General features: G+C 59.5%; 18 protein-coding genes. 15 read left to right on the forward strand and 3 right to left on the reverse strand.

Annotated elements, in window-relative coordinates:
* Position 1: 1 nt before the first annotated feature.
* The 12 genes from K3819_RS15360 (at position 2) to K3819_RS15415 (ending at position 15,626) form a co-directional block, all read left to right on the forward strand.
* Positions 2-2,314: a GNVR domain-containing protein gene (locus K3819_RS15360; protein WP_039768574.1), complete on the forward strand. Its 2,313-nt coding sequence runs from the start codon at positions 2-4 to the stop codon at positions 2,312-2,314.
* 148 nt (positions 2,315-2,462) lie between these two features.
* Positions 2,463-3,854, forward strand: coding sequence for an undecaprenyl-phosphate glucose phosphotransferase (locus K3819_RS15365; protein WP_064596757.1), 1,392 nt, complete (start codon positions 2,463-2,465; stop codon positions 3,852-3,854).
* A 70-nt stretch (positions 3,855-3,924) separates the two neighbouring features.
* Positions 3,925-5,265: a UDP-glucose/GDP-mannose dehydrogenase family protein gene (locus K3819_RS15370; RefSeq protein WP_221397379.1), complete on the forward strand. Its 1,341-nt coding sequence runs from the start codon at positions 3,925-3,927 to the stop codon at positions 5,263-5,265.
* 13 nt (positions 5,266-5,278) lie between these two features.
* Positions 5,279-5,983 carry a WecB/TagA/CpsF family glycosyltransferase gene (locus tag K3819_RS15375; RefSeq protein WP_064596761.1) on the forward strand — a complete coding sequence of 235 codons (705 nt, stop codon included), beginning with the start codon at positions 5,279-5,281 and terminating at the stop codon, positions 5,981-5,983.
* A 2-nt stretch (positions 5,984-5,985) separates the two neighbouring features.
* A complete protein-coding gene (locus K3819_RS15380; RefSeq protein WP_221397380.1) occupies positions 5,986-7,065 on the forward strand; it encodes a glycosyltransferase in 1,080 nt (359 codons plus the stop codon).
* Positions 7,062-8,174: a glycosyltransferase gene (locus K3819_RS15385; protein WP_221397381.1), complete on the forward strand. Its 1,113-nt coding sequence runs from the start codon at positions 7,062-7,064 to the stop codon at positions 8,172-8,174. The genes K3819_RS15380 and K3819_RS15385 overlap by 4 nt, the downstream gene beginning before the upstream one ends.
* A complete protein-coding gene (locus K3819_RS15390) occupies positions 8,171-9,484 on the forward strand; it encodes an O-antigen ligase (RefSeq protein WP_064596767.1) in 1,314 nt (437 codons plus the stop codon). The genes K3819_RS15385 and K3819_RS15390 overlap by 4 nt, the downstream gene beginning before the upstream one ends.
* 16 nt (positions 9,485-9,500) lie before the next feature.
* Complete coding sequence (locus tag K3819_RS15395) at positions 9,501-10,454, forward strand: glycosyltransferase family A protein (protein ID WP_221397382.1); 954 nt, start codon at positions 9,501-9,503, stop codon at positions 10,452-10,454.
* Between the two features lie 13 nt (positions 10,455-10,467).
* Positions 10,468-11,886 carry an oligosaccharide flippase family protein gene (locus tag K3819_RS15400; RefSeq protein WP_221397383.1) on the forward strand — a complete coding sequence of 473 codons (1,419 nt, stop codon included), beginning with the start codon at positions 10,468-10,470 and terminating at the stop codon, positions 11,884-11,886.
* Positions 11,887-11,915: 29 nt separating this feature from the next.
* Entirely contained in the window at positions 11,916-12,971 is a 1,056-nt protein-coding gene (galE, locus tag K3819_RS15405; RefSeq protein ID WP_103385231.1) for a UDP-glucose 4-epimerase GalE, read from the forward strand.
* Positions 12,971-14,449 (forward strand): family 16 glycosylhydrolase, encoded by a 1,479-nt coding sequence (locus tag K3819_RS15410; RefSeq protein WP_260328925.1) that lies wholly within the window; start codon positions 12,971-12,973, stop codon positions 14,447-14,449. Before galE ends, K3819_RS15410 begins: the two co-directional genes overlap by 1 nt.
* 127 nt (positions 14,450-14,576) lie before the next feature.
* A complete protein-coding gene (locus K3819_RS15415; RefSeq protein ID WP_221397384.1) occupies positions 14,577-15,626 on the forward strand; it encodes an acyltransferase in 1,050 nt (349 codons plus the stop codon).
* A 109-nt stretch (positions 15,627-15,735) separates the two neighbouring features.
* On the opposite strand, the gene K3819_RS15420 is transcribed toward K3819_RS15415, so the two are convergent.
* Positions 15,736-16,644 carry a helix-turn-helix domain-containing protein gene (locus tag K3819_RS15420; protein ID WP_085610342.1) on the reverse strand — a complete coding sequence of 303 codons (909 nt, stop codon included), beginning with the start codon at positions 16,642-16,644 and terminating at the stop codon, positions 15,736-15,738.
* Between the two features lie 161 nt (positions 16,645-16,805).
* Between K3819_RS15420 and K3819_RS15425 the strand changes: the two genes are divergently transcribed.
* The 3 genes from K3819_RS15425 to K3819_RS15435 all read left to right on the forward strand — a co-directional run bounded on the left by K3819_RS15425 (position 16,806) and on the right by K3819_RS15435 (position 20,641).
* Positions 16,806-18,164 (forward strand): glutamine synthetase family protein, encoded by a 1,359-nt coding sequence (locus K3819_RS15425; RefSeq protein WP_064600843.1) that lies wholly within the window; start codon positions 16,806-16,808, stop codon positions 18,162-18,164.
* A 90-nt stretch (positions 18,165-18,254) separates the two neighbouring features.
* Positions 18,255-19,343, forward strand: a complete 1,089-nt coding sequence (locus tag K3819_RS15430; protein WP_221397385.1) for a polyamine ABC transporter substrate-binding protein — start codon at positions 18,255-18,257, stop codon at positions 19,341-19,343.
* Positions 19,340-20,641 carry an FAD-binding oxidoreductase gene (locus K3819_RS15435; protein WP_085610344.1) on the forward strand — a complete coding sequence of 434 codons (1,302 nt, stop codon included), beginning with the start codon at positions 19,340-19,342 and terminating at the stop codon, positions 20,639-20,641. Before K3819_RS15430 ends, K3819_RS15435 begins: the two co-directional genes overlap by 4 nt.
* A gap of 76 nt (positions 20,642-20,717) precedes the next feature.
* On the opposite strand, the gene K3819_RS15440 is transcribed toward K3819_RS15435, so the two are convergent.
* A complete protein-coding gene (locus tag K3819_RS15440) occupies positions 20,718-21,761 on the reverse strand; it encodes a phospholipase D family protein (protein ID WP_221397386.1) in 1,044 nt (347 codons plus the stop codon).
* 213 nt (positions 21,762-21,974) lie between these two features.
* On the reverse strand, positions 21,975-22,775 hold the full coding sequence (locus K3819_RS15445; RefSeq protein ID WP_221397387.1) for an NYN domain-containing protein: 801 nt from the start codon (positions 22,773-22,775) through the stop codon (positions 21,975-21,977).
* Positions 22,776-22,806 lie beyond the last annotated feature (31 nt).

The raw sequence follows: 22,806 nt of genomic DNA on the forward strand, positions 1-22,806 counted from the left end.
CATGGACAACAGCCCAAGCAACTACGTCGAACGTCCTCTTCAAGCGCATCTGCATCCGCAGCACGCCGAAGACAAGGACACCCTGGATCTGCTCAATCTGTGGAGGATCATCTGGCGCGCCAAGTGGCGCATTGGCTGGCTGGTGCTGCTGAGTTGCGTATTGGCGGCCGTGGTGGTCTCCAATATCACGCCGCAATACATTGGCAGCACCACCCTGCTGTTCAACGACAAAACACCTCCGCTGATGTCGTTCCAGCAAGTCAAGGACTCCGGCGGCAACGCCACAGATTACTTGCAGACTCAGCAGGCGCTCCTGCAATCGCGAGACCTCGCCGAACGCGCGGTGAAAAAACTCGGGCTGACGACTCACCCGGTCACCGATCCGCGCCAGCAGCCAAAGTCCTGGTTTGCGCCGCGCCAATGGCTGGCCGATCTGGACCTTGATCAATGGATCCCGGGGCTAGGTCGATATCTACCGCAAAAGAAAGAGCCACTCACTGAAGCAGACGTTTTCAACCAGGTCACGCAGAATCTCATGCTGCATACCAGCGTCAAGTTCGTTGGCAAAAGCCAGTTGCTCGAAATCGAAGTCGAGTTGCCAGACCCTGTTCTCGCAGCGGCGGCGGCCAACGCACTGGCTCAGGGCTTTACCGACAGCCAGCTCGATACCAGCGAGAAATCGTCGCAAACCACCACGGCCTGGATGAACACGCGTCTGATCAAGCTGCGCGACAACCTGCGTGCGGCCGAGAAAAAACTCCAGGGTTACCGCGAAGAACAAGGTCTGGTGGATGTTGGCGGCGTTGCCACCATCAGCGCCAACGAACTGGAAATGACCGGCAACCGCATGGTCGACGCCCGACGCAACCGTGCTGAAGCCGAGAGCGAGTACCGGCAGGCGAAAGCCCTGGGCAACGGCGATCTGAGCCGACTCTCCAGCGTACCGGCGGTCTTGAGCAACCCTTTGGTGCAGAAATTCCAGGCCGATCGCGCGGTGGCCCAGGCCAAGGTTGATGAACTGGCCGGGCGCTATGGTCCGAAGCACCCCAGCCTGATCTCCGCACAAACCGAATTGCGCACCGCCACCACCAGTCTGCAATTGCAGGTGCAGCAGGTGGTGGCCGGTATCGAGCGGCAATACCAGCTCGCCACGGCGAGTGAAGCGTCGCTGCGTCAATCCTTCAACAGCAACAAGGCACAGATCCAGGACATCGCGCGCAAAGAGTTCCAGTTGCGTGAGTTCCAGCGTGAAGTCGATAGCACGCGCGCGCTGTATGAAACTTTCGTCACTCGCCTGAAGGAAACCACAGCCACCGCCGACATGGACTCGACGAAAGTGCGCATCGTCGACCCGGCCATCGTTCCCGTCGACGCGAGCAAACCGCGCAAGACATTGATTGTCGCGATCGTCGGGTTGATTGCTGCAGTCATCGGCGTCGGGCTGGCACTGCTCTTCGAGAGTCTGAGCAATACCTTCAAAACCGATGAATCGATCGAGAGCGTGTTGAATGTTCCACTGCTCAGCGTCGTGCCGCTGGTGATAAAGAAAAGTCGCCGGCAACTGGCGCGCCTGTTCGAGGACAACGACAACCCGCGTTTTTCCGAGACCATTCGCAACCTGCGCACCTGGTTGATGTTGCAAAGCAGCGAAAAACCGTCACAAGTGGTGCTCGTGACCTCCACGGTTGCCGGCGAGGGTAAAAGCACCATCGCCACCAACCTCGCCAGTTCGCTGACACCGCTGGAACGCGTGCTGCTGATCGATGCCGACATGCGTCAGCCAACCCTGTCGCTGAACTTCGATTTTCCGCCGGACAGCCCCGGACTGGCGAATGTCATTGCCGGCACGGCCAGGCTTGAAGACTGCATTGTTTCAGTGGGCAATCTGGACATGCTGCCGGCCGGGAAGGTCTTGCCGCCGTCGCTGGATATGTTCGTTGCGCCACGCCTGCCGTCCCCTGGCGATCCGCTCAACCCGGTTCAGCCACCGCCACAGGATTTGCTCAGCTCGCCGCGCATGGCGCGCATGCTCGAAGCGCTCAGGTCACGTTATCGCCACATCATCATCGATTCTCCCCCAGCGGAGATGATCAGTGACGCGCTGCTGCTGGCAAAACATTCGGACGCGGTGATCTATGTCGTGAAGGCTGACAGCACGTCGATCAGCCAGGTTCAGCGAGGGATTGCCATGTTGCAACAAAGCCATGTGCCGGTCTTTGGCACGGTGCTCAACCAGGTCGACCTGCGCAAGGCGCGCAAGTACGGCTACCACCACTCCCGGGCGTTCTATAACTACGATTTCGCGCCCAGGTAACCATCGGGCGCGTACGCCCGCCGCTACGCCCTCTTCTGCCAACGCACTACTCGCTTCACCTCCGCCGAGCTACGGAAAAGCCATCGGGAGGCACGCCGTGCCTGCTCGATTCGCGCTGATGCATGAATGCTGTCTCGAGGTTAAGCCCATGACATCGCTCTATACCGCTCACATGACACACCGCCGAGGCCTGACGTTCTGGGGCCAGTGGCTTTGCGCGCTGTCGCTGGTGACGGCGCTGTTGATATTGCTCGTGCATTGGCGCGTCGGCAGTCTGACCAGCGAATACCGCATCCTGATCATTCTGACGGTGCTCGGCTCGGTGCCGATCTACAGCGTGATGCAGGTCTACCACAAGCGCCATGGCCTGCTGGTCGGGCTCGGCAGATTGCTGGCCGGGTGGTTGACCCTGCTGGCCGTACTGGCGGCGATTGCGTTCTTCACCCAGACCAGCGCCATTTATTCACGCCAGGTGATCATGGTCTGGGCAGTGCTGGGTTTTGTGGTTCAGGCCTTGAGCTTTCTGCCCCTGCATTACCTGGCCCGCCTGTACTCGCGCAAGGTCTGCAACGGACGCCGTTCGGTGATCATCGGTACCTGCCCGACGGCCCATGAACTGGCTAAAAAGCTGTCCCGACCGAACCGCGCGCTGGTGCTGGGCTTCATTGCCGCCGAGGACAGCTGTGGCCCTGCCCCCAGCATTCTGCCGTTGCTTGGCCACGTTTCCGCCATCCGCGAGATCATCACGGGCCAGGAAGTGCGCCGCGTCTATATCGTGCTGCCGATGGCCCATGCCGCCACCATCGAAGCCCTCTACATCGACCTGCTGGACATGAACGTCGACGTGGTGTGGATCCCGGATTTCGGCAGCATGGTGTTGCTCAACCATTCGATCTCGGAAATCGAGCGAATGCCGGCCATCTACCTCAACGAGAGCCTGATCAGCTCGCACCCTGCCAGCCTGTTTTGCAAGGATCTGTTTGAACGCAGCCTTGCCGCCCTGGCGATTATTCTGCTCAGCCCGGTGCTGTTGGTGGTGGCCATCGCCGTCAAGCTGACCTCCGCCGGCCCGGTGCTGTTCAAGCAGAACCGTCACGGTTGCAACGGCGAAGTGATCAAGGTCTGGAAGTTTCGCTCGATGCATGTCCACGACGACCAGCAGGTGCGGCAGGCCACCCGCAACGATGACCGCCTGACGCCGATCGGTGGTTTTCTGCGCCGCAGTTCCATCGACGAATTGCCACAGCTGTTCAATGTGCTGTCCGGCCGCATGGCCCTGGTCGGCCCGCGTCCGCATGCCGTCACCCACAACCTTTATTACACCGGCAAGGTGCGCGCCTACATGGCCCGGCATCGCCTCAAGCCGGGGATCACCGGCCTCGCCCAGATCACCGGCCATCGTGGCGAAACCGAGACCGTGGAAAAGATGCAGCTGCGCGTCGCCCAGGACCTCAACTACATCAACCAGTGGTCGCTGTGGCTCGACATCAAAATCCTCATCAAGACCCCCTTCACCCTGTTCTCGAAAAACATCTACTGAGCCCCTGCTCCACTTCTGCCGCCCCCCTGCCCGACCGTTGATAACTGTCACCACGATCTGAGGTTCGACCATGAATGTGAGCGTATTCGGTATTGGTTACGTAGGCCTTGTCCAGGGTGCTGCATTGGCCGAGGTCGGGCACAACGTACTCTGCGTTGACGTCGATGCCGGCAGGGTCGAGGCATTGAAAGAAGGAACGCTGCCGCTCTACGAACCGGGCCTGAAAAGCCTGGTGCGCGACAACTACCAAAGCGGCCGACTGCGGTTTGGCACAGACCTGGCGGACGCCGTTCACCATGGCGATGTGCTGTTGATCGCCGTCGGCACACCGCCCGACGAAGACGGTTCGGCGGATCTCCAATACGTGCTGAGCGTGGCGCAGACCATCGCGCTGAACATGGATCGGCACCAGATCATCGTCGACAAATCCACCGTGCCCGTCGGTACGGGCGATCGGGTGCGAGCCTGTATCGAGCAAGTATTGGCCGACAACGGTCGCAGTGACCTGACGTTCGACGTGGTTTCAAACCCGGAATTTCTCAAGGAAGGCTGCGCGGTCGATGACTGCATGCGCCCGGATCGGATCATCATCGGCACCGACAGCCCGCGTGCCGAAGAGGTCATGCGCGAACTGTATGAACCGTTCAATCGCAGCCGCGAAAAAATCATTGTCATGGACGTTCGCAGCGCTGAACTGACCAAGTACGCCGCCAACTGCATGCTGGCGACCAAGATCAGCTTCATGAACGAAATGGCCTGCCTCGCTGAAAAGCTCGGCGCCGACATCGAAAAGGTGCGCCACGGCATCGGCGCCGACCCGCGCATCGGTTACCAGTTCATCTACCCAGGTCTGGGCTACGGCGGCTCGTGCTTTCCCAAAGACGTGAAAGCGCTGATACAGGCGGCCGACGGTGTCGACATCGACGCCCGGGTGCTCAAGGCCGTGGAGGCGCGCAACCAGGAACAGAAAGCCAGCCTCTATCGCAAGGTATTCGATCACTTCGACGGTCACCTTCGCGGCAAGACGTTTGCCCTGTGGGGGCTGAGTTTCAAACCCAATACCGACGACATGCGCGAAGCCCCCAGCCGGGTACTGATGGAGGCTTTGTGGCAAGCCGGCGCCAGCGTGCAGGCGTTTGATCCCAAAGCCATGGAAGAGGCCCAGCGCCTTTACGGCTCGCGCGACGACCTGACCCTGACAGGCACCAAGGAAGCGGCGCTGAAAAATGCCGACGCCCTGATCATCGTCACCGAGTGGCAATCGTTTCGGGCACCGGACTTCGACCAGCTCAGCCGGTTGCTCAAACAGCCGTTGATTTTCGACGGGCGCAATCTGTTCGATCCGCAGCGTTTGAGCAAACGTGGGTTCACCTACGTCTCCGTGGGTCGGCAGACCCCTTCAGTTATCTGAGAGGAGCCGCGCCATGTTCAAACTGGAGATAGTCGGCCACTACTCGGCGAAATTGCTGGAGGCCAACCAGGCCTATTCCTTCATCAACTTTGCCTCGATCGGCAGTTTTTTCGAGCAAAACCCGAGCAGCGTTGCCTATTTTTGCGACGGCATGCTGATGTCGACCTTCATGTCTCGCATCACCGGCAGACCGATTGGCCGGGTCAGCTTCGACTTCACCTCGATAGCCGACGTTGTGCTACGCAGCGCCGAGCAACAGGGCAAACGCGTCTATTTCGTCGGCGCCCGGCAAGCCGAACTCGACCTGTTCATCAGCAAGATCAAGAGCCTTTATCCGCAACTGAGCATCGCCGGCTATCACAACGGCTATTTCGACGCTGCCCAGGCCGAAGACATTCGGTACGACATCTGTCGCAGCGCAGCGGACATTCTGATCGTCGGCCTGGGCGCCGGACGGCAAGAGCAGTTCGAGCAGGATGCCCTGCGCGCAGGCTTTCGCGGGGTCGCCTTCAGCTGTGGCGGGTTCATCCGCCAGGAAGCTCTGGCCACGCGGCAGTACTACCCGGCGCTGATCAATCGTCTGCACTTGCGCGCGTTCTATCGCATGTACCGCGAGCCCCACACGATCAAACGCTACCTCATCGATTACCCGAGCAACTTCCTGCACCTGCTGAACATGATCGTTCGACACAAAGTCGCCATCAAGGTTGAGGAATGACCATGCACATCCTGTTTATCCTCAAGGATTTCAAGCCCGGCGGTGGCGTCGAGCGCGTTCAGCAGCGGCTGTCCGAGCAGTTTCTCAAGGATGGCCGGCGGGTGAGCTTTTTCGTCATGAACGCAGACATGCCCGACGCCCGGGACATTCAATCCTACAGCGGTGGCGGCAACGGCCTCGTCGGCCTGTTCAAGTCCATCGTTTTGCTGCGCCGGCTCATACGGCACGAAGGTGTCACCCATCTCATTTCCGCCAAGGAGCAGGCCAACCTCTGCACGTGGTTCGCCACCCTGGGCAGTGCCTGCAAAGTCATCTACAGCCGCCATGCGACCCTCGATTGCAGCGAACAGAAAACCGGACCCTCAAGCCTGCGCTTTCTCTACGCCTTGTACCTGTGTGGCAGTGGCAAGGTGGTGACGGTTTCGTCGGCTTTGCGCCAGACCCTCGCCGATGCCGTGCCTTGGGGGCGGCAGCGCATCCGTTATTGCCCCAACGCGGTCGTCACCGATCAACTGTTTCAAGCCGCACAGGCGCCCAGGCCGGCCGGATTGCCCCGCAACTACTGGCTGAGCCTGGGGCGTCTGGTCGAACCCAAGGGGTTTCATCTGCTGCTGGACGCCTACGCTCTGGCGCTGCGCAGCGCAGCGCTGCCGGATCTGGTGATCGTCGGTGATGGCCCGTTGCGCGAAGCCTTGGTCACCCAGGCCAGGCAATTGGGTATCGCGCAACGGGTGCATTTCAGCGGGTTTATGAGTAATCCCTATCCCGTGCTCAGGCACGCCCGGCTGTTCATTCTGAGTTCGCTGCAAGAAGGCATGCCGACCGTGCTGATCGAGGCGTTGGCGCTGGGCACGCCGGTGCTGGCCTGCGATTGCGAGACCGGGCCCAGAGAACTGCTGGACCACGGCCGACTCGGTCAACTGGTGATCGTCAACGACGTACAGGCACTGGCCGACGGCATGCTGCGCAACCTGACCTCAGGTCATGCCATCGCCCCCGGCGAAGAGACGCTCACTGCCACCCTGCGCCCGTACACCAGTCAGTACGCGGCGCAGGCGTATTACCAGGTCTGGAATCAATGAAAAAATTACTGATCATCCTCCATGACCTCAGCGCCGGCGGTGCTGAAAAAATGATGTCGCGCCTGGCCAAAGCGCTGGTGGATGCAGGCAACGACGTGACATTGCTGATGCTCACCGGCGGCGGCCTTCACGCAGCGCATCTCGATCCGCGTGTGAAAAAAGTCGAATTGCACAGCCCGCGCAGCGTCCGTGCGGTGCCGGCACTGACGCGATTCCTGCGTGACAATCGCTTTGACGCCCAACTGGCAGCCCTCACCCACGTCAACGTGGTGGCGATCATCGCGGCGGCACTGTCCGGCACGCTGGCCCGCCTGCACGTCAGCGAGCGCAATGCCTTTTCCCATGACCGGCACGTGAATCCCGATTTGATGGTGCGCATGGCATATCGGGTGGCGCCGCTGTTGTATCGGCTGATTCCCAATCCGGTGATCTGTGTTTCGCGCGGTGTCGCCCAGGACCTGGTCGACACCACACTCGCCCGACGCCGGGACGTGACCATTGCCGACAACCCGGTGCTCGACAACGACTTTCGCGAGAAGACACCGGGACTGCCCCGCCACCGCTGGCTGCTGGAAAAGTCCGGCACGGTGATTGTCGCCGTGGGGCGTCTGGCGCCACAAAAAGGTTTCGACACGCTGATCACAGCGTTCGCCGCACTGCCGGATCGCGATGCCCGCCTGATCATTTTTGGCGAAGGCGCCCTCAGGGCCGAACTGCTTGAACAGGCGAAACAGCTGGGGGTGGCGGAGCGCTTCGATCTGCCGGGGTATGCCAACGATCCCCTGGCAGAAGTGGCCGCAGCCGATTGCTTCGTGCTGTCGTCGCGTTTCGAGGGCAGCCCCAACGCGCTGGTCGAGGCGTTATCAACCGGCACGCCGGTGGTGGCGACCCGCTGCCCCCATGGTCCTCAGGAGATTCTCGGCGGCGGCGTGGTTGCCCCGCTGGTCGCAGTGGAGGATCCCATCGCCCTGGCACAGGCCATCGTCGAGCAACTGTCCATACCGCGCGATCTGCAGCGTCAATCACGCCTTGATGCGGCCGCACGATTCATGAGTGCCAGTGCAGTGCAGACCTACCTCAAAGCACTGGTTGGAGACCCGTCATCATGAGCCCCCTGACGATCCGCTATTCGACACTGCGCGACGCCTTCACGCTGTTCGGCATCCTGTTCTACATCCAGGTGATTACCTTTGTCCTGGGTCTGGGCAGTGCCGCGAGCTTCGGCGATATCAACAAAGACCTCGAAGGCAATGTCGCCAATCAGGTCTGCGGCCTCATCACGCTGCTGGTGCCGTTGTTCTTTTTCATCCGCAACAAGGTATTCCTCAGCAAGACCTTTTATCGCAGCAACTTCTTTCTGCTGGTGTTCCTGCTCTGTGTCATCGCATCGATCGGCTGGTCCCACGACCCGATGCTCAGTCTCAAGCGGTTTATCGCCCTGCTCGGCGTGGTGTTTTTTGCAGGCTTCATTGCCTATAACTACTCCCTTGAAAAAATCGCCTTCATGCTCGGCTGCGCCATTGGCATCGCGGCGTTGATCGGGTTGTTGCTCGCCGTTGTCATGCCTGAAGTGGCGTTTCTCTCCGGGGGCATTCGCGACGGCGCGTTCAAAGGCGTTTTCGCCGAAAAGAATGCCGGCGCCCGACTCAATGCGATCGCCATCATGCTGTTGCTGCCGATGATCCGGCAGCGCAATCGCTGGGCGCTCTTGTGCTCATTCTTTTCGCTGGTCGCGATCCTGCTTGCCCAGTCAGCCACCGGTGTAGCGCTGATTATTTCCGGCACGATCAGCTACTGGTACTTCCTCACGATGATCCGCCTGGGCATCAATCGCTCACAGTTGCTGTTCCTCGGATGCACCCTCCTTTACCTGCTGGTTTGCCTGTTTCTGTACAGCAACTTTGCGGTGCTGCTGGAAATGGCCGGGCGCGATCCGTCACTGACCGATCGGACCCTGATCTGGGAACTGCTCGCGCCTTTCATCGACAGCCAGTTGCTCAAGGGCTACGGCTTCGGCGCCTTCTGGGCAAGTCCCGATGCCGATGCGTTCATCACCCGCTGGGGTTACATCGGCAACGCCCACAGCGGCTACATGGAGACCCTGCTCAACGGCGGCCTCATCCAGCTGACGGCGCTGGCGTTGATGTTCGGTGAAGCACTGTTCAAGCAATACCGCGCCGTGACGGCGAATCAGGCAGCCCGGTTTCGTGCCAGTGCGCTGGTCATCATCGGTCTGTTCGCCGTCACCAATTATGTGGCGTACGTGATCCCCAACTACCGCTCCGCCGAGTTTCTGGTGTTCTGCACCCTGGCCCTGACCTTCCGGCACCACCACGCGACCTACCCCGAATCCTCACCGGCAGCGCTGCGTCAGCGTTCGTCGGGCCGCGCACTACCGCGCGATTCCGCCCGCGCGTAACCCAAGGAGAATCACCGTGCCCAACCAAGCTCCCCGTTCAGCAGATTCAGTGTGCGTCATCATTCCGATGTACAACGGCGCCGACAGCATCGAGCAGACGCTGACCTCCCTGGCCCGGCAAACCCGACTGCCCGATCACGTCATCGTCATCGACGACGGGTCCACCGATGACGGACCACAACGGGTCCGAGACTTCACCGCGCCGTTTCGCCTGACGCTGTTGCAGCAAGCCAACGAAGGCCAGGCCAGCGCCCGTAATCACGGGATGCGTCACTCTGAAGAGACGTTTGTGGCGATGCTCGATGCCGATGACCAATGGCATCCGCGAAAGCTGGAGTTACAGCTGGCACTGTATGGCGAGCTCACGCAACAGGGCCGGCCTGTGGGGCTGATCGACTGCTACGCGCAAGTCAATTACAGCGATGGCAGGCGTCAGCGGGACGACCGGTTGAAGAACGGCAGGCATTTCTACGATTTCATCCACGCCAACGTCGTCAATGGCGTCTCCACCGCGCTGGTCAAACGTGACGTGATCATGCAACTCGGCGGCTTCGACGCCAGCCTGCGTTATTCCGAAGACCGCTTCATGTGGACGCGGATCGCCGAACACTGGGAGATCCACACGGTGCCGGAGGTGCTGCTGGAGCGCACGGTCAATGGCGGCAACATGACCGCGAATCCGAAAAAGTACTACCAGAACAAAATCCGCTTCATCGAGGTGTACCTCGCCCGTTACGGCGCGCAGCTGACCCGGCAGCAGCGAATCGATTTCGTGCTGGGCAACCACACCGATTTTCTCGAGGCGTTTTCCCGACGTGGCGAGCATGACCAGGTCCTTGGCGTATACCGGCGAATGCTGGATTGCTCCTGGCAGGCCCTGATCTTCGCCAGCGGCAAACCGACCTTGCGCTACCTGTATGCCCGCGCCAGAACCTTGCGCAAGGCAACGGCGTCAACCACGGCTCATTGATCCGGTATCCGCCATGGCCAACCACCGTCTGACGACATTGACCTGGATCTTCACCGAGAAATTCGGCCTGATCCTGTTGTCGATGATTACCTTTGTCGCCTACGCCAGGCTGTTGTCGCCTGCCGAGCTGGGTGTGGGCACGGTAATCATCGCCATCGTCGAGTTGATCGGTCTGGTGTACTCCTCGGTGCTCGAAGACCCGCTTGTCCGGCTTGAGCGACTGGAAGACAAGCACATCAGCACCGCCTACTGGGCGGCGGTGCTGGTCAGTCTGGCGAGCATCGGCATCATCTCGGGCGCGGTCATGCTGTACACCCCGGATCCGCTGCTGCAATGGATGACGGCGATAGCCTCGATAAAGATCCTGCTCACCATGATGGCGCGGGTCTATGTGGCGCAGATGCGCCGCAGCGGGAACTTCAAGATGCTGGCGTCGCGCACGTTGCTGGGCAAAGTGGCGGGTGGAGTCGGTGGCATTGCCGTTGCGCTTTGGGGACTGGGTGCGTGGGCGGTCATTGCCCAGGCGCTGATCATGGAACTGGTGTCCATCATTGTGTTGATGCGCGCCGACCCGCGACGTATCCCTTTTTACATCGACGGTCCGATCCTGCGTGAATTGTTGAGGTCAGGCGCACCGGTGGCCATCAACGCGCTGAGCTCGCAAACCTTGCAGCGCGGGGTCAACGTGGTGCTGGGCATCACCGCCGGCGCGAACGCGGTCGGCATGTTCAACATGGCGATGCGCATCATTGAACTGCCACGCACCGCAATCTACAACGGCCTGCTGAGCTACGCGCTGCCGGCGTTCTCCCGGCGCAGCGCAGAACCCAGGCGATTGATCGGGATCGTTGGCGACTCAACCGCCGTCAGCGGCTTTCTGTTGACGCCCCTGTTCATCGGACTCGCACTTACGGCAAGCGACCTGATCCTGTTGATCTTCGGCGCCAAATGGGCAGAGGCCATCCCGCTGCTGCAAGTGCTGGCCTGCACCGCCGCCATCGGCAACAGCGCCATGTACGCCACCACCGCACTGGTGGCGGTCAACCGCAGCCACCTCACGATCAAGGCTGAAGTGCTGACCACCGCGCTGGCCCTGGCGCTGGTCTACGCCCTCGGCAACCTGTACGGCGGCATGGCTGCAGCCGTCGCTCTGCTCGCGCGAATGCTGGTCATCACGCCGTTGCAGATCCGCGGCCTGAACACGGCGATCGGTTACAGCTGGCGCGGCTTTTTCGAAGCCAGTTACCGCAGCGTGATCGCTTCCCTGGTCATGGCTGCAACCGTGCTGCTGGTGCTACCGCAGCTGGGTCTTCAGGGTTACCTGCATTTGATCGGCAGCGTCGTACTCGGCGCACTGAGTTATGCCGTGGGTTACAGCGCCCTGCACCCGCATTGGCCACAGGAATTCAAATCGGTTTTCACCTCCCGCTGAGTTCAGCCCTGAGACAGGAAGGCCTCACCATGCGCAAAACCACGTTGATTACTGGCGGAGCCGGCTACATCGGCTCGCATACGGCTCTGGCCCTCATTAACGCCGGCCACAAGGTGCTGGTGCTCGACAACCTGTGCAACAGCTGTCGAGAGTGCATCCGGCGCCTCGAGCAACTGACCCTGACCCGCGTCGACTTCATCAAGGGCGATATTCGCGACCCGGTCCTGCTCGACGATATCTTCAGCCGATACGACATCGACGCCGTCGTGCACTTTGCCAGTCTCAAATCCGTCGAAGAAAGCGTGCGCAAGCCGCTGGACTACTACGTCAACAACGTTGCCGGCACGCTTGGCCTCTGTCAGGCGATGGCCCGCAATAACGTATTCCGGCTGGTGTTCAGCTCGTCAGCCACGGTGTACGGGGAGCCGACGCGCACGCCGATTGCCGAAGATTTCGGCACCGGCAAACCGGTCAATCCCTATGGCCGCACCAAGCTCATGATCGAGGAGTTGCTGACGGATCTGTGCAACTCCGATCCGCGCTGGAGCGTTGGATTGTTGCGTTACTTCAACCCGATCGGCGCCCACGAAAGCGGAATGATCGGCGAAGACCCGAGCGGCCGCCCCAACAACCTGTTGCCGTGCCTGACCCAGGTCGCCATAGGCCGGATACCCGAACTCACGGTGTACGGCAGCGACTATCCCACCGTGGACGGGACCTGCGTGCGCGACTACATCCACGTGGTCGACCTGGCCATCGGTCACCTCAAGGCCCTGCAAGTTCTGCAGCACGACAATGGCATTCACTTCTGGAACCTCGGCACGGGCGTCGGCTACAGCGTGCTGCAGATCATCCACAGTTTCGAGGACATCACCGGCATCAGCATTCCCTACCGCTTCGCCCCTCGACGTCTCGGCGACATCGCCAAGTGCTGGGCCGATCCGGCCAAGGCGGGACGCGAACTGGGCTGGAGCGCGCAACGCGGCCTGGAACAGATGATCACCGATAGCTGGCGCTGGCAGTCGTGCAATCCGCAGGGGTATCAATCGTCATTCAAGATTCCGGCACCCGTTGCGGTGAAGTGATGCCGATGCTCAAGGAATGTCTGCTGGCCGTGCTGTTTTCGGTTGCGCTGGCAAGCAACGCCGCGCAGGCGCCTGCGCCTGTACCGACCACCGGCCTCGTGTTGTGGCTGGACGCGGCCGACTCATCCGCGATGACCCTAGATGCGCAGAACCGGCTCCAGCGCTGGAGCGACAAATCCGGGAAGGCCAATGACGCGACTGTCGCTGACGCCACCTCACCGCCACAGTGGACAAGAAACAGCCTCAATGGCCATGCGGTGGTGCGCTTCGACGGTAATTCGGGATTACTCGGCCGGGCCCTGCGCACGGCTAAAGGATCTGTGGCCGTACTGATCGTGTCCCGGCGGTTGCCGGAACAGGCCGGAGTCGATCCCTGGCAACGCTTGTTCAGTTCACGCCCGCAGGCCGACAGCAACGACAACGTGCTGCCGAATTTCGCGGTCAGCCTGGCGCAAACCGGGGAGTACGAGCCGACGGTTTCCGTGCTGGAACTGCACGACGTGCCGATCGGCCCCTACGGGGTCGGGCGCAATGCCGTCGGTCACTCGGAAAATTTTCGCGGCGACATCGCCGAAGTGCTGGTGTATGACCGTCCGTTCGCCTCGCTCGCCGAGCGCCAGCGCGCCTTTCAGTACCTGGCAGACAAATGGTCCGTGGCCATCCCCACGCATGCCGACACCTGGACCCGCGTCGGCCCATTGGGGACATTGCCGACGCGCATCAACGCCCGGTTGCCCTTGTCCGATCAGGCCAATGCCGGTCAATGGGTGCTCAACACGACGCTGTCCGACGAGTTCGATGGCACCACCCTCGACCGCACACGCTGGCACGTCAACAATGCCGTCGGGAATGAGTCGCTGGGCCGCAAGCCGGCGTTGTTCACCGAGCGTAACGCCAGCGTCGGCAATGGCAACCTGAAGATTGTCTTTCGCAAGGAAACCTTGGCGCAGAAATACGTCGAGCTCGGTTTCAAGGACTACACCTCAGCCATGGTGCGTACCCTTGAACGCGGCTTCTACGGGTACTACGAAGCGCGGGCCAAACCCATGAATTCCGCAGCGTCCAGCGCCTTCTGGCTGGCCTGGACGGGCATGACTGACAACGCCACCGAAATCGACATCTTTGAAATCGGCGGCAAGACCAAAAATGCGCTTTCAGACCGCGCCTACAACATGAACGCCCACCTCTGGGCCACGCCGCACAGCACCGAACATATCGCCAACGGCAGCACCTGGACCAGTCCCTGGCGGCTGGCCGGCGACTTTCATGTCTACGGCTTCGACTGGCAGCCCGATACCCTGCGCTGGTACGTCGATGGTGTGCTGGTCAGAGAATCGAAGAACCATTATTTCTTTTTCCCCATGCAGATCGTCTTCGACAGCGAGGCTATGTGGAAATGGTTCGGCGTGGTCGACGATGCTGACCTGCCCTCCACTTTTGAAGTCGATTACATCCGCATGTGGCAACGCAATCCTTGACCCTCACACCAAGCCTGGGGCCAGACGATGAGCCGCCCCAACCGTCATAGCTTTCGCCTTGAGTCGATTTTCACTCGGCACAGTCGTCAGTTTTCAATCCGCGCTAACACCCCCGGAGCGCATGCACATGAACAACAGACGGCTGACAGAACTGGATTTGCTGCGCTTTCTTGCGGCGTTCGCGGTGGTGATCTTTCACTATGCGTTTCGCGGCTATGCGAGGGGTGAGATGTCGGTCATGCCCTATCCACTTTTGGCTGACGTTGCCAAATACGGTTATCTGGGCGTTGAACTGTTTTTCATGATCAGCGGATTCGTCATTCTGATGACGGCTTCGAGCAACAACCTCAAGGTGTTCTTCATTTCCCGCGTCATTCGTCTCTGCCCGGCGTTCTGGGTGTGTTGCACGATCACGTTTCTCATCACGCTGGCCATCGGGCAGCCACGATTTTCGGCCGATTTCTATCAATACTTGATCAACCTGACCTTTCTGGGCGACCTGCTCGGTGTGCCCCCCATAGACGGGGTCTACTGGTCTCTGTTCGTCGAAATAAAGTTCTACCTGATGATCGCCGTCCTGCTGGCTTTCAAGAAGATAGAGAAAATAGAAACCTTCCTCGTACTCTGGCTGCTGATCTCGGCCGCAGCGGAAGTCTTTGCTTTCGAAAAACTGCGCTCGGTCCTGATCACCGACTACGCGGCCTATTTCATCGCTGGCGCCACGTTCTACATCATCTGGGACAAGGGGTTTACCAAATCCCGTATTTCCCTGCTGGCAGCCGCGCAGGCATTGGCCAGCTTCAACGCGATCAAGTGGGCCGAGTCGATTGAACTGAAATATTCGACCGAATACGACTCCTTGATCATCTGCGGCGTCATTGCCCTGTTTTTCATGACCTTCCTTTTTATCGCGACGCATAAGACGTCAGCCGTGGGGAAGTTCGACTGGACAGCATTGGGCGCACTGACTTACCCGCTTTACCTGCTGCATCAGATGATCGGCTTCATGATCTTCAACATCGCTTATCCGACCATCAATCCACACGTGCTGCTCTGGGGCACCATCGCTTTGATGATAGGTGCGTCCCATGTCATCCATAAGGAAATAGAAACCCCGATGGCCAGACTGATGAAAAGATCCCTTTCGTCCTCCTTCAAGCGTCTCAGAGTGGGTTAGCCGGTAACGCCACAGGCTTGGCAATATCGGCAGATGAAAAAGGCGGGAGAGGCTTCGGTGAATACCGAAACCTCTCCCGCCTTTTTTTGTTTGTGGCGCAGAGCACCCGTTACAAGGACGATGAACGCTTCAACGTCTCGCTCGGTAACTCCTTGAACAATGCTCGATAACTGCTTGAAAAACGGCCTAAATGCCAGAACGACCAATTCATCGCCACTTCCGCCACGGTGGTCTCCGCGGGCGAACGCTTGAGCAATTCCCGCCGCGCACTGTTGAGCCTGCGCAAACGCAGCCATTGGCTTGGCGACATCCCCGTATAGGCCTTGAAGGTCTGCTGCAACTGGCGCAGGGAAACCCCGGCGACCCGCGATAATTCCAGCAGATTGAGGGTTTCTTCCGGCGAATCCGCCGCCCACTCGCCCACGCGTTTGAGGGTGATTCGCTCCTCGGCGCGACGCTGCAAACCGCCGCCATCCAGACACACGCTCGCGTTGTCGAGGATGAACAGGCAATCCTCCAATAGCTGCTGAGTCAGTGCCTCTTTACTCGGCAGATCAAGGGCTTGCGACAACTTCGTGAGAGTCGAGCTTAACCAGCGGCTGAACAATCCATTCTGCGCGCCATTGAGCGGCGCCATGAACAGACCTTCCAGCCTGGCCACGTCCAGTCCGTTGCGCTGGACGAATTCCGGGCCGAACACCACGGCGATTTCCTGGTAGTTCTCCGGGGTGATCCAGATGTTGCGGCTCTCTTCATTGAGCAGATAGAGCGCGTTGTCGCTGCGATCGAAACAGAACGCCAAAGACCCTTGCGGCGCACTGAAATTCTGCTCGACCCGGGTGTTCATCTGTTCTTCGTAAACCTCCACTCCCTGCAAATCCAGATAGCGAATCTGCCCGGCGAAATGCCCAGGCGACATCTGCTGGTAATGCTGCACCCAACCCGGCGTGGCGCGGATTTGTTCGGTGACATCGGCGGTGTTGAACGCTTGGACCTGAAGCGGATTGCACGTCGTCATGGGGAACCTTGCGCACTCTTTTGGTGCGCTTTGGTGCTGCTGAAAGTGGATAGATGGAACGGCAAGGCCCGCCCAAGATAGTCGTCAACGCGCCACAGGGGAAGCCTGCGAAAGATGAAATCGCGTTCCCCGGCGTCAACAAAACCAACGACGAGGTCTTTATGAATGCCCCTTTCGATCAGCTGTTCACATGGCTGAAAGATCACAAGATTACCGAAGTGGAATGCGTGGTCAGCGACCTGACCGGCATCGCCCGCGGCAAGATCGCACCGACCAACAAGTTCCTGCATGAGCGAGGCATGCGCCTGCCGGAAAGTGTGCTGCTGCAAACGGTAACCGGGGATTTTGTCGACGACGACATCTACTACGACCTGCTCGACCCGGCCGACATCGACATGGTCTGCAAGCCGGTGAGCGATGCGGTGTACGTGATTCCGTGGGCCATCGAGCCGACCGCCATCGTCATCCACGACACCTTCGACAAGTTCGGCAACCCGATCGAACTGTCGCCGCGCAACGTGCTGAAGAAAGTCCTGCAGCTGTACACCGACAAAGGCTGGAAGCCGATCGTGGCGCCGGAAATGGAGTTCTACCTGACCCAGCGCTGCGAAGACCCGGACTTGCCATTGAAAGCACCGCTGGGCCGTTCCGGTCGCGCCGAAAGCGGTCGTCAGTCGTTCTCCATCGACGCCGCCAACGAGTTCGATCCGCTGTTCGAAGACGTCTACGACTGGTGCGAACTGCAAGGCCTGGACCTGGACACGCTGATCCACGAAGACGGCCCGGCGCAGATGGAAATCAACTTCCGCCACGGCGATGCACTGGATCTGGCCGACCAGATCACCGTGTTCAAACGCACCCTGCGTGAAGCGGCGCTCAAGCACAACGTCACCGCAACCTTCATGGCCAAGCCGATCGGCGATGAGCCCGGCAGCGCCATGCACCTGCACCAGAGCGTGGTCGAGATCGCCAGCGGCCAGCCGATTTTCGCCAATGCCGACGGCAGCATGAGCGACCTGTTCCGCCATCACATCGGCGGTCTGCAGAAGTACATCCCGAAAGTGCTGCCGATGTTCGCGCCCAACGTGAACTCGTTCCGCCGCTTCCTGCCGGACACCTCGGCACCGGTCAACGTCGAATGGGGCGAAGAAAACCGCACCGTCGGCCTGCGGGTGCCGACCTCCGGCCCTGAGGCGATGCGGGTTGAAAACCGTCTGCCGGGCGCCGACGCCAACCCGTACCTGGCCATCGCCGCGAGCCTGCTGTGCGGTTACATCGGCATGGTCGAAGGCATCGAACCGAGCGCCGCCGTCGAAGGCCGGGCTTACGAGCGCCGCAACCTGCGCCTGCCGATCACCATCGAAGAAGCCCTGACCCAGATGGAAGAGTGCGACACCGTCGCGCAATACCTGGGCAACAAGTTCGTGCGCGGTTACGTCGCGGTGAAACGCGCCGAACATGAAAACTTCAAGCGCGTGATCAGTTCCTGGGAGCGGGAGTTCCTGTTGCTGAGCGTGTAACCAACACCCGCCCTTGTGGGACCTGGCTTGCCAGCTCCCACAAGGGAACGTGCTCACCTGAAAAACCCAATAATTCGAAGAGGTGTCGATATGCGTCTGTTGAAATCCATGATCCCCGCCGCGCTGGCCCTGGCGTGCAGTGCCGGTGCCTTCGCCCAACCCCAGGTCAGCGTCTACAACTGGACCGATTACATTGGCGAAACCACCCTCGCCGACTTCCAGTCCAGCAGCGGGATCAAGGTGATTTATGACGTCTTCGACTCCAATGAAACCCTCGAAGGCAAACTGCTCGCCGGCCGCACCGGCTATGACGTGGTGGTGCCGTCCAACCACTTCCTCGCGCGTCAGGTAAAGGCCGGCGCGTTCCTCAAACTGGATCGCTCGCAACTGCCGAACTGGAAAAACCTCGACCCGAAACTGCTGGCCCTGCTTGAGAAAAACGATCCGGGCAACGAGCACTCGGTGCCGTATCTGTGGGGCACTAATGGCATCGGCTATAACGTCGACAAGGTCAAGCAGGTGCTGGGCATCGATCACATCGATTCCTGGGCCGTGCTGTTCGAACCGGAGAACCTGAAAAAGCTCAGCCAGTGTGGCGTGTCGATGATGGACTCGGCCGATGAAGTGTTCCCGGCGATCCTCAACTACATGGGCATGGATCCGCGCAGCGAGAAACCCGAGGACTACAAGAAGGCCGAAGAGAAACTGCTGAGCATCCGGCCGTACATCACCTATTTCCATTCCTCGAAGTACGTGTCCGACCTGGCCAACGGCGACATCTGCGTGGCCTTCGGTTATTCCGGCGACGTGTTCCAGGCCGCCAACCGCGCCAAGGAAGCCAAAAACGGCGTGAACATCGCGTATTCGATTCCCAAGGAAGGCGCGAACCTGTGGTTCGACCTGCTGGCGATTCCTGCCGATGCCGGCAACACCAAGGAAGCTCACGCCTTCATCAATTACCTGCTCGATCCGCAAGTGATCGCCAAGGTCAGCGCCTCGGTCGGCTATGCCACCCCGAACCCGGCGGCCAAGCAATACATGGATCCGGAGCTGGTCAACAATCCCGAGGTCTATCCGTCTCAGGAAGTCCTCGACAAGCTCTACATCTCCTCTACCCCGCCCCAGTCGATCATGCGTCTGATGACCCGGTCCTGGAGCAAAGTGAAGTCGAACAAATGAATCAGTACACCCAGGAACACGCCCGCTCCTATTACGCCGCGTCGGCCCGGGCCAGCACACCCTATCCGGAACTGACGGGTGACTTGATTGCCGATGTCTGCGTGATCGGTGGCGGGTTCACCGGCGTCAATACGGCGATTGAACTGGCGCAGCGCGGGCTTTCGGTGATTCTGCTCGAAGCCCGGCGCATCGGCTGGGGCGCCAGCGGGCGCAATGGCGGGCAGTTGATTCGCGGGATCGGTCATGACGTAGAAGGCTTCGCCCGGCATGTCGGCAGCGAAGGCGTGCGCTACCTGCACCGAGCCGGGATCGACTCGGTGGAGCTGGTGCGCCAGCGCATCACCGACAACGCCATCGAGTGCGACCTGCGCTGGGGCTTCTGCGAACTGGCCAACACGCCAGCGCAGTTCGACGCCTTCAAGGCCGAGCAGGACAGCCTGGCGCAACTGGGTTACCGCCATGAAACGCGGCTGGTTGCCCCTGAGCTGATTCGTCAGCAAGTGGTGAACGCGGGTGTCTACAAGGGCGGCCTGATCGACATGGGCTCGGGCCATCTGCACCCGCTCGACCTGGTGCAGGGTGAAGCGCGGCTGGCGGCGTCCCTCGGGGTGCGGATTTTCGAGCAGAGCCCGGTGCTGGAAATTCTCCACGGCCCGACCGTTCAAGTCCGCACCCAGAGCGGCAGCGTGCGCGCCGGCAGTCTGGTGCTCGGCTGCAACGCGCATCTGGACGAACTCGAACAGCAACTCAGCGGCAAGGTCCTGCCCGCCGGCAGCTACATCATCGCCACTGAACCGCTGCCGGCGGAACGCGCCGCCGAGCTGATTCCGCAGAACCTGGCGCTGTGCGACCAGAAAGTCGGCCTCGATTACTACCGGCTCTCGGCGGACCGACGCTTGCTGTTCGGTGGCGCCTGCCATTATTCGGGGCGGGATCCGACGGACATCGCCGCCTACATGCGACCAAAGATGCTCAAGGTGTTCCCGCAACTGGCGGATGTGCGCATCGACTATCAGTGGGGCGGCAAGATCGGCATCACCGCCAACCGCTTCCCGCAGGTCGGTCGATTGAAACAGCACCCGAATGTGTTCTACGCCCAGGGCTATTCCGGCCATGGCCTGAACGTCACCCACTGGTGCGCCAAGCTGCTGGGCGAAGCAATTCATGCCGGTCACAGTCAGGGCATGGATGTGTTCAGCCGCGTGCCGCACATGACCTTCCCCGGCGGCCCGGCGCTGCGTTCGCCACTGCTGGCACTGGGCATGTTCTGGTATCGCCTGAGGGAACTGCTGGGATGACTGGATACGATGTCGTAGCCTGCGAAAGCAGGCTACGACATCAAAAGGTTATCCAATTTGCGTATTTCCGCTTGAATCAACGGCTAGTCTTCCAGTCGTTCCATACCCGAACCATCTCGGCCAAGTGGATCACACAGGCGTGCTCACCGTTCTCCTGCTTTCTAGCGTTGTGCCATAGCACCTCGATGAACTCACTGATTTCTTCTTTTAGTGCACTCGCGTCTTGAGTTGTAAACGGCCGACCCAAAAGCTGCGGCCTAGGAGCTGCCAACTCGATCCAGCCGTCTTCACCGTTGTCATAAGTGAAGGGAACACTTTTGCAGCTTACGAGGGTACATACGCCTTCCACCAACAGTTTGCCTTTCAGTCCCCAGTAAATTCCGAGCAACTCGGCAGGTGCTTGAGGCAATCCGTCCCAGCATTCATAAGCCCACCAATCAATTTTGCCTGCCTGTTTCAACGCCAAAGATGCCGACTGCTCTTCGGCCTCTTTGGCCTCTCTCGCCTCTCTGGACAACCATTTGCGGTAGATCGTGACGTAAGCAGGTCTGCCTTTAAGTTCATCGACGCTGAACTTTCCCATTGTGAAAGGGGACATTGGATCACCATCCAAAGGTGGTCTGGCGTTCTGCTTACGATCCCAGGCGATCTGCGCAGCAGCGAGATCTTCGTCATTGATCTCCGACACAGCATCGGACTGCCAAAGGGTTTCAAACCATTTCTGTGCTGCGCCGATCTCTTGGAGGTCACAGGTATGGATACCCGCCTCAAGCCAATGGGCCAAAGACTCGTCTTCCAGCCCTAACCCATTCGTGGACAGGTTGGCTGATCCAATCAGGGCTTGCTTGCTCCCAACAACAACCTTCGCGTGAAGACGACTGGAATGTCTGATCTGGAGCGAACTGTTACCGTCTCTGATGCGTGTCAAAAAAGACCTGACGACGGATGGATTTGTCCCGCCTGTCGTGAGATTGCAGATAATTCGAATGGTGTGGTCAGTGTTTTCAGGAATCAGGTCCTGTGCTCCCTCGCCCCAGAATGCGACTGCAAAATCGACATTTTTCTCTTCGGATATCAGGCTTGTCAGCGATTTTTTGTAATCCTCTGGCACAACGAACATCTCAAATTCCTTTTCTGATGGTGATAAGTTCAAAATTCATAAGCATATTTTTCTTTGGAAATCGCGTCGCACAATCACCACCAAGTCATATTGACATCATTTTTACCATAGAGAATTTCGTGAGCATGGAATATGGGTGTCGAAGAGCTGATTCTCGGCATGTGGCTGTTTGAAATACTTTTCGGAAGGCTGGCAGCCTTGCTTTCGCAGTGTTTATTTATGGACTCCGCTCACATCTTCCATGTTTTTTTTCATTATCAACCCAACCGTCCACTGCCCCCCTGATTCTTGTCTGGACTCAAGCAAGTCATAGGTTTTAACCATTTCAAGTAACCCGGAGTATCCATACTCAACAGGAGAAAATGCAGGATCTGTTCTTTTCAAATAGTGGCCCAATCCACTGAGAGTGACTCTTCCCTCATTCGTACCTCCCACGAGAAGCGATACCGCGTCAACCAAAAATCTTGGACGGCGAAGCTTCGGCTTAGGACCTATGTCACGGGCTTCCTTCCTGATGCTCGTTGGTTCCTGAGGTTCTTTACCAGGAGCCGTATCATTTCCGGTTGCGTCCTCAGTCTTGCGCCATTCAAAAAACTGATCGCTTGCATTGCGCAGTGCATCAGGCGTTTTGGCTTCTCCAACGATACAAACTGCGGCGCCTCGCTCGCGCAGCTTACGGCACAGATAGGCAAAGTCAGAATCACTGGTGACCAGGCAGAACATGTCCGCCCGGTGGTCAAAGTGGGCCTCCAGCGCATCCAGTGCCAGAGCAATGTCAGAGGTGTTTTTCCCCGATGCATACTGATATTGCAGGCAAGGAGAGAAGGCTAGACGCACGAGCGCCTCCTGCCATTTGTTGGCGAGCGTTCCATGGTTACCGTAGCCGCGGCGCAGCACAATGCGGCCAAATTGTGCGACGACCTTCAGAGCATGTTCCAACACTTCAGGTGACACATTGTCGCAATCGACCAGAACAGCTACTCGGGCCTCGCCCACATTAGTCAGTGCCGGCATTTCAGCTCCTTGCTTGCTCAACAGGTAAAGG

The sequence above is a fragment of the Pseudomonas sp. 3-2 genome, assembly GCF_019710535.1.
Taxonomy (GTDB): Bacteria; Pseudomonadota; Gammaproteobacteria; order Pseudomonadales; family Pseudomonadaceae; genus Aquipseudomonas; species Aquipseudomonas pharyngis.

Coding starts and splice junctions, on each gene's coding strand:
- K3819_RS15360 (WP_039768574.1), top strand. CDS start 2: ATGGACAACAGCCCAAGCAACTACGTCGAACGTCCTCTTCAAGCGCAT.
- K3819_RS15365 (WP_064596757.1), top strand. CDS start 2,463: ATGACATCGCTCTATACCGCTCACATGACACACCGCCGAGGCCTGACG.
- K3819_RS15370 (WP_221397379.1), top strand. CDS start 3,925: ATGAATGTGAGCGTATTCGGTATTGGTTACGTAGGCCTTGTCCAGGGT.
- K3819_RS15375 (WP_064596761.1), top strand. CDS start 5,279: ATGTTCAAACTGGAGATAGTCGGCCACTACTCGGCGAAATTGCTGGAG.
- K3819_RS15380 (WP_221397380.1), top strand. CDS start 5,986: ATGCACATCCTGTTTATCCTCAAGGATTTCAAGCCCGGCGGTGGCGTC.
- K3819_RS15385 (WP_221397381.1), top strand. CDS start 7,062: ATGAAAAAATTACTGATCATCCTCCATGACCTCAGCGCCGGCGGTGCT.
- K3819_RS15390 (WP_064596767.1), top strand. CDS start 8,171: ATGAGCCCCCTGACGATCCGCTATTCGACACTGCGCGACGCCTTCACG.
- K3819_RS15400 (WP_221397383.1), top strand. CDS start 10,468: ATGGCCAACCACCGTCTGACGACATTGACCTGGATCTTCACCGAGAAA.
- galE (WP_103385231.1), top strand. CDS start 11,916: ATGCGCAAAACCACGTTGATTACTGGCGGAGCCGGCTACATCGGCTCG.
- K3819_RS15410 (WP_260328925.1), top strand. CDS start 12,971: ATGCCGATGCTCAAGGAATGTCTGCTGGCCGTGCTGTTTTCGGTTGCG.
- K3819_RS15415 (WP_221397384.1), top strand. CDS start 14,577: ATGAACAACAGACGGCTGACAGAACTGGATTTGCTGCGCTTTCTTGCG.
- K3819_RS15420 (WP_085610342.1), bottom strand. CDS start 16,644: ATGACGACGTGCAATCCGCTTCAGGTCCAAGCGTTCAACACCGCCGAT.
- K3819_RS15425 (WP_064600843.1), top strand. CDS start 16,806: ATGAATGCCCCTTTCGATCAGCTGTTCACATGGCTGAAAGATCACAAG.
- K3819_RS15430 (WP_221397385.1), top strand. CDS start 18,255: ATGCGTCTGTTGAAATCCATGATCCCCGCCGCGCTGGCCCTGGCGTGC.
- K3819_RS15435 (WP_085610344.1), top strand. CDS start 19,340: ATGAATCAGTACACCCAGGAACACGCCCGCTCCTATTACGCCGCGTCG.
- K3819_RS15440 (WP_221397386.1), bottom strand. CDS start 21,761: ATGTTCGTTGTGCCAGAGGATTACAAAAAATCGCTGACAAGCCTGATA.
- K3819_RS15445 (WP_221397387.1), bottom strand. CDS start 22,775: ATGCCGGCACTGACTAATGTGGGCGAGGCCCGAGTAGCTGTTCTGGTC.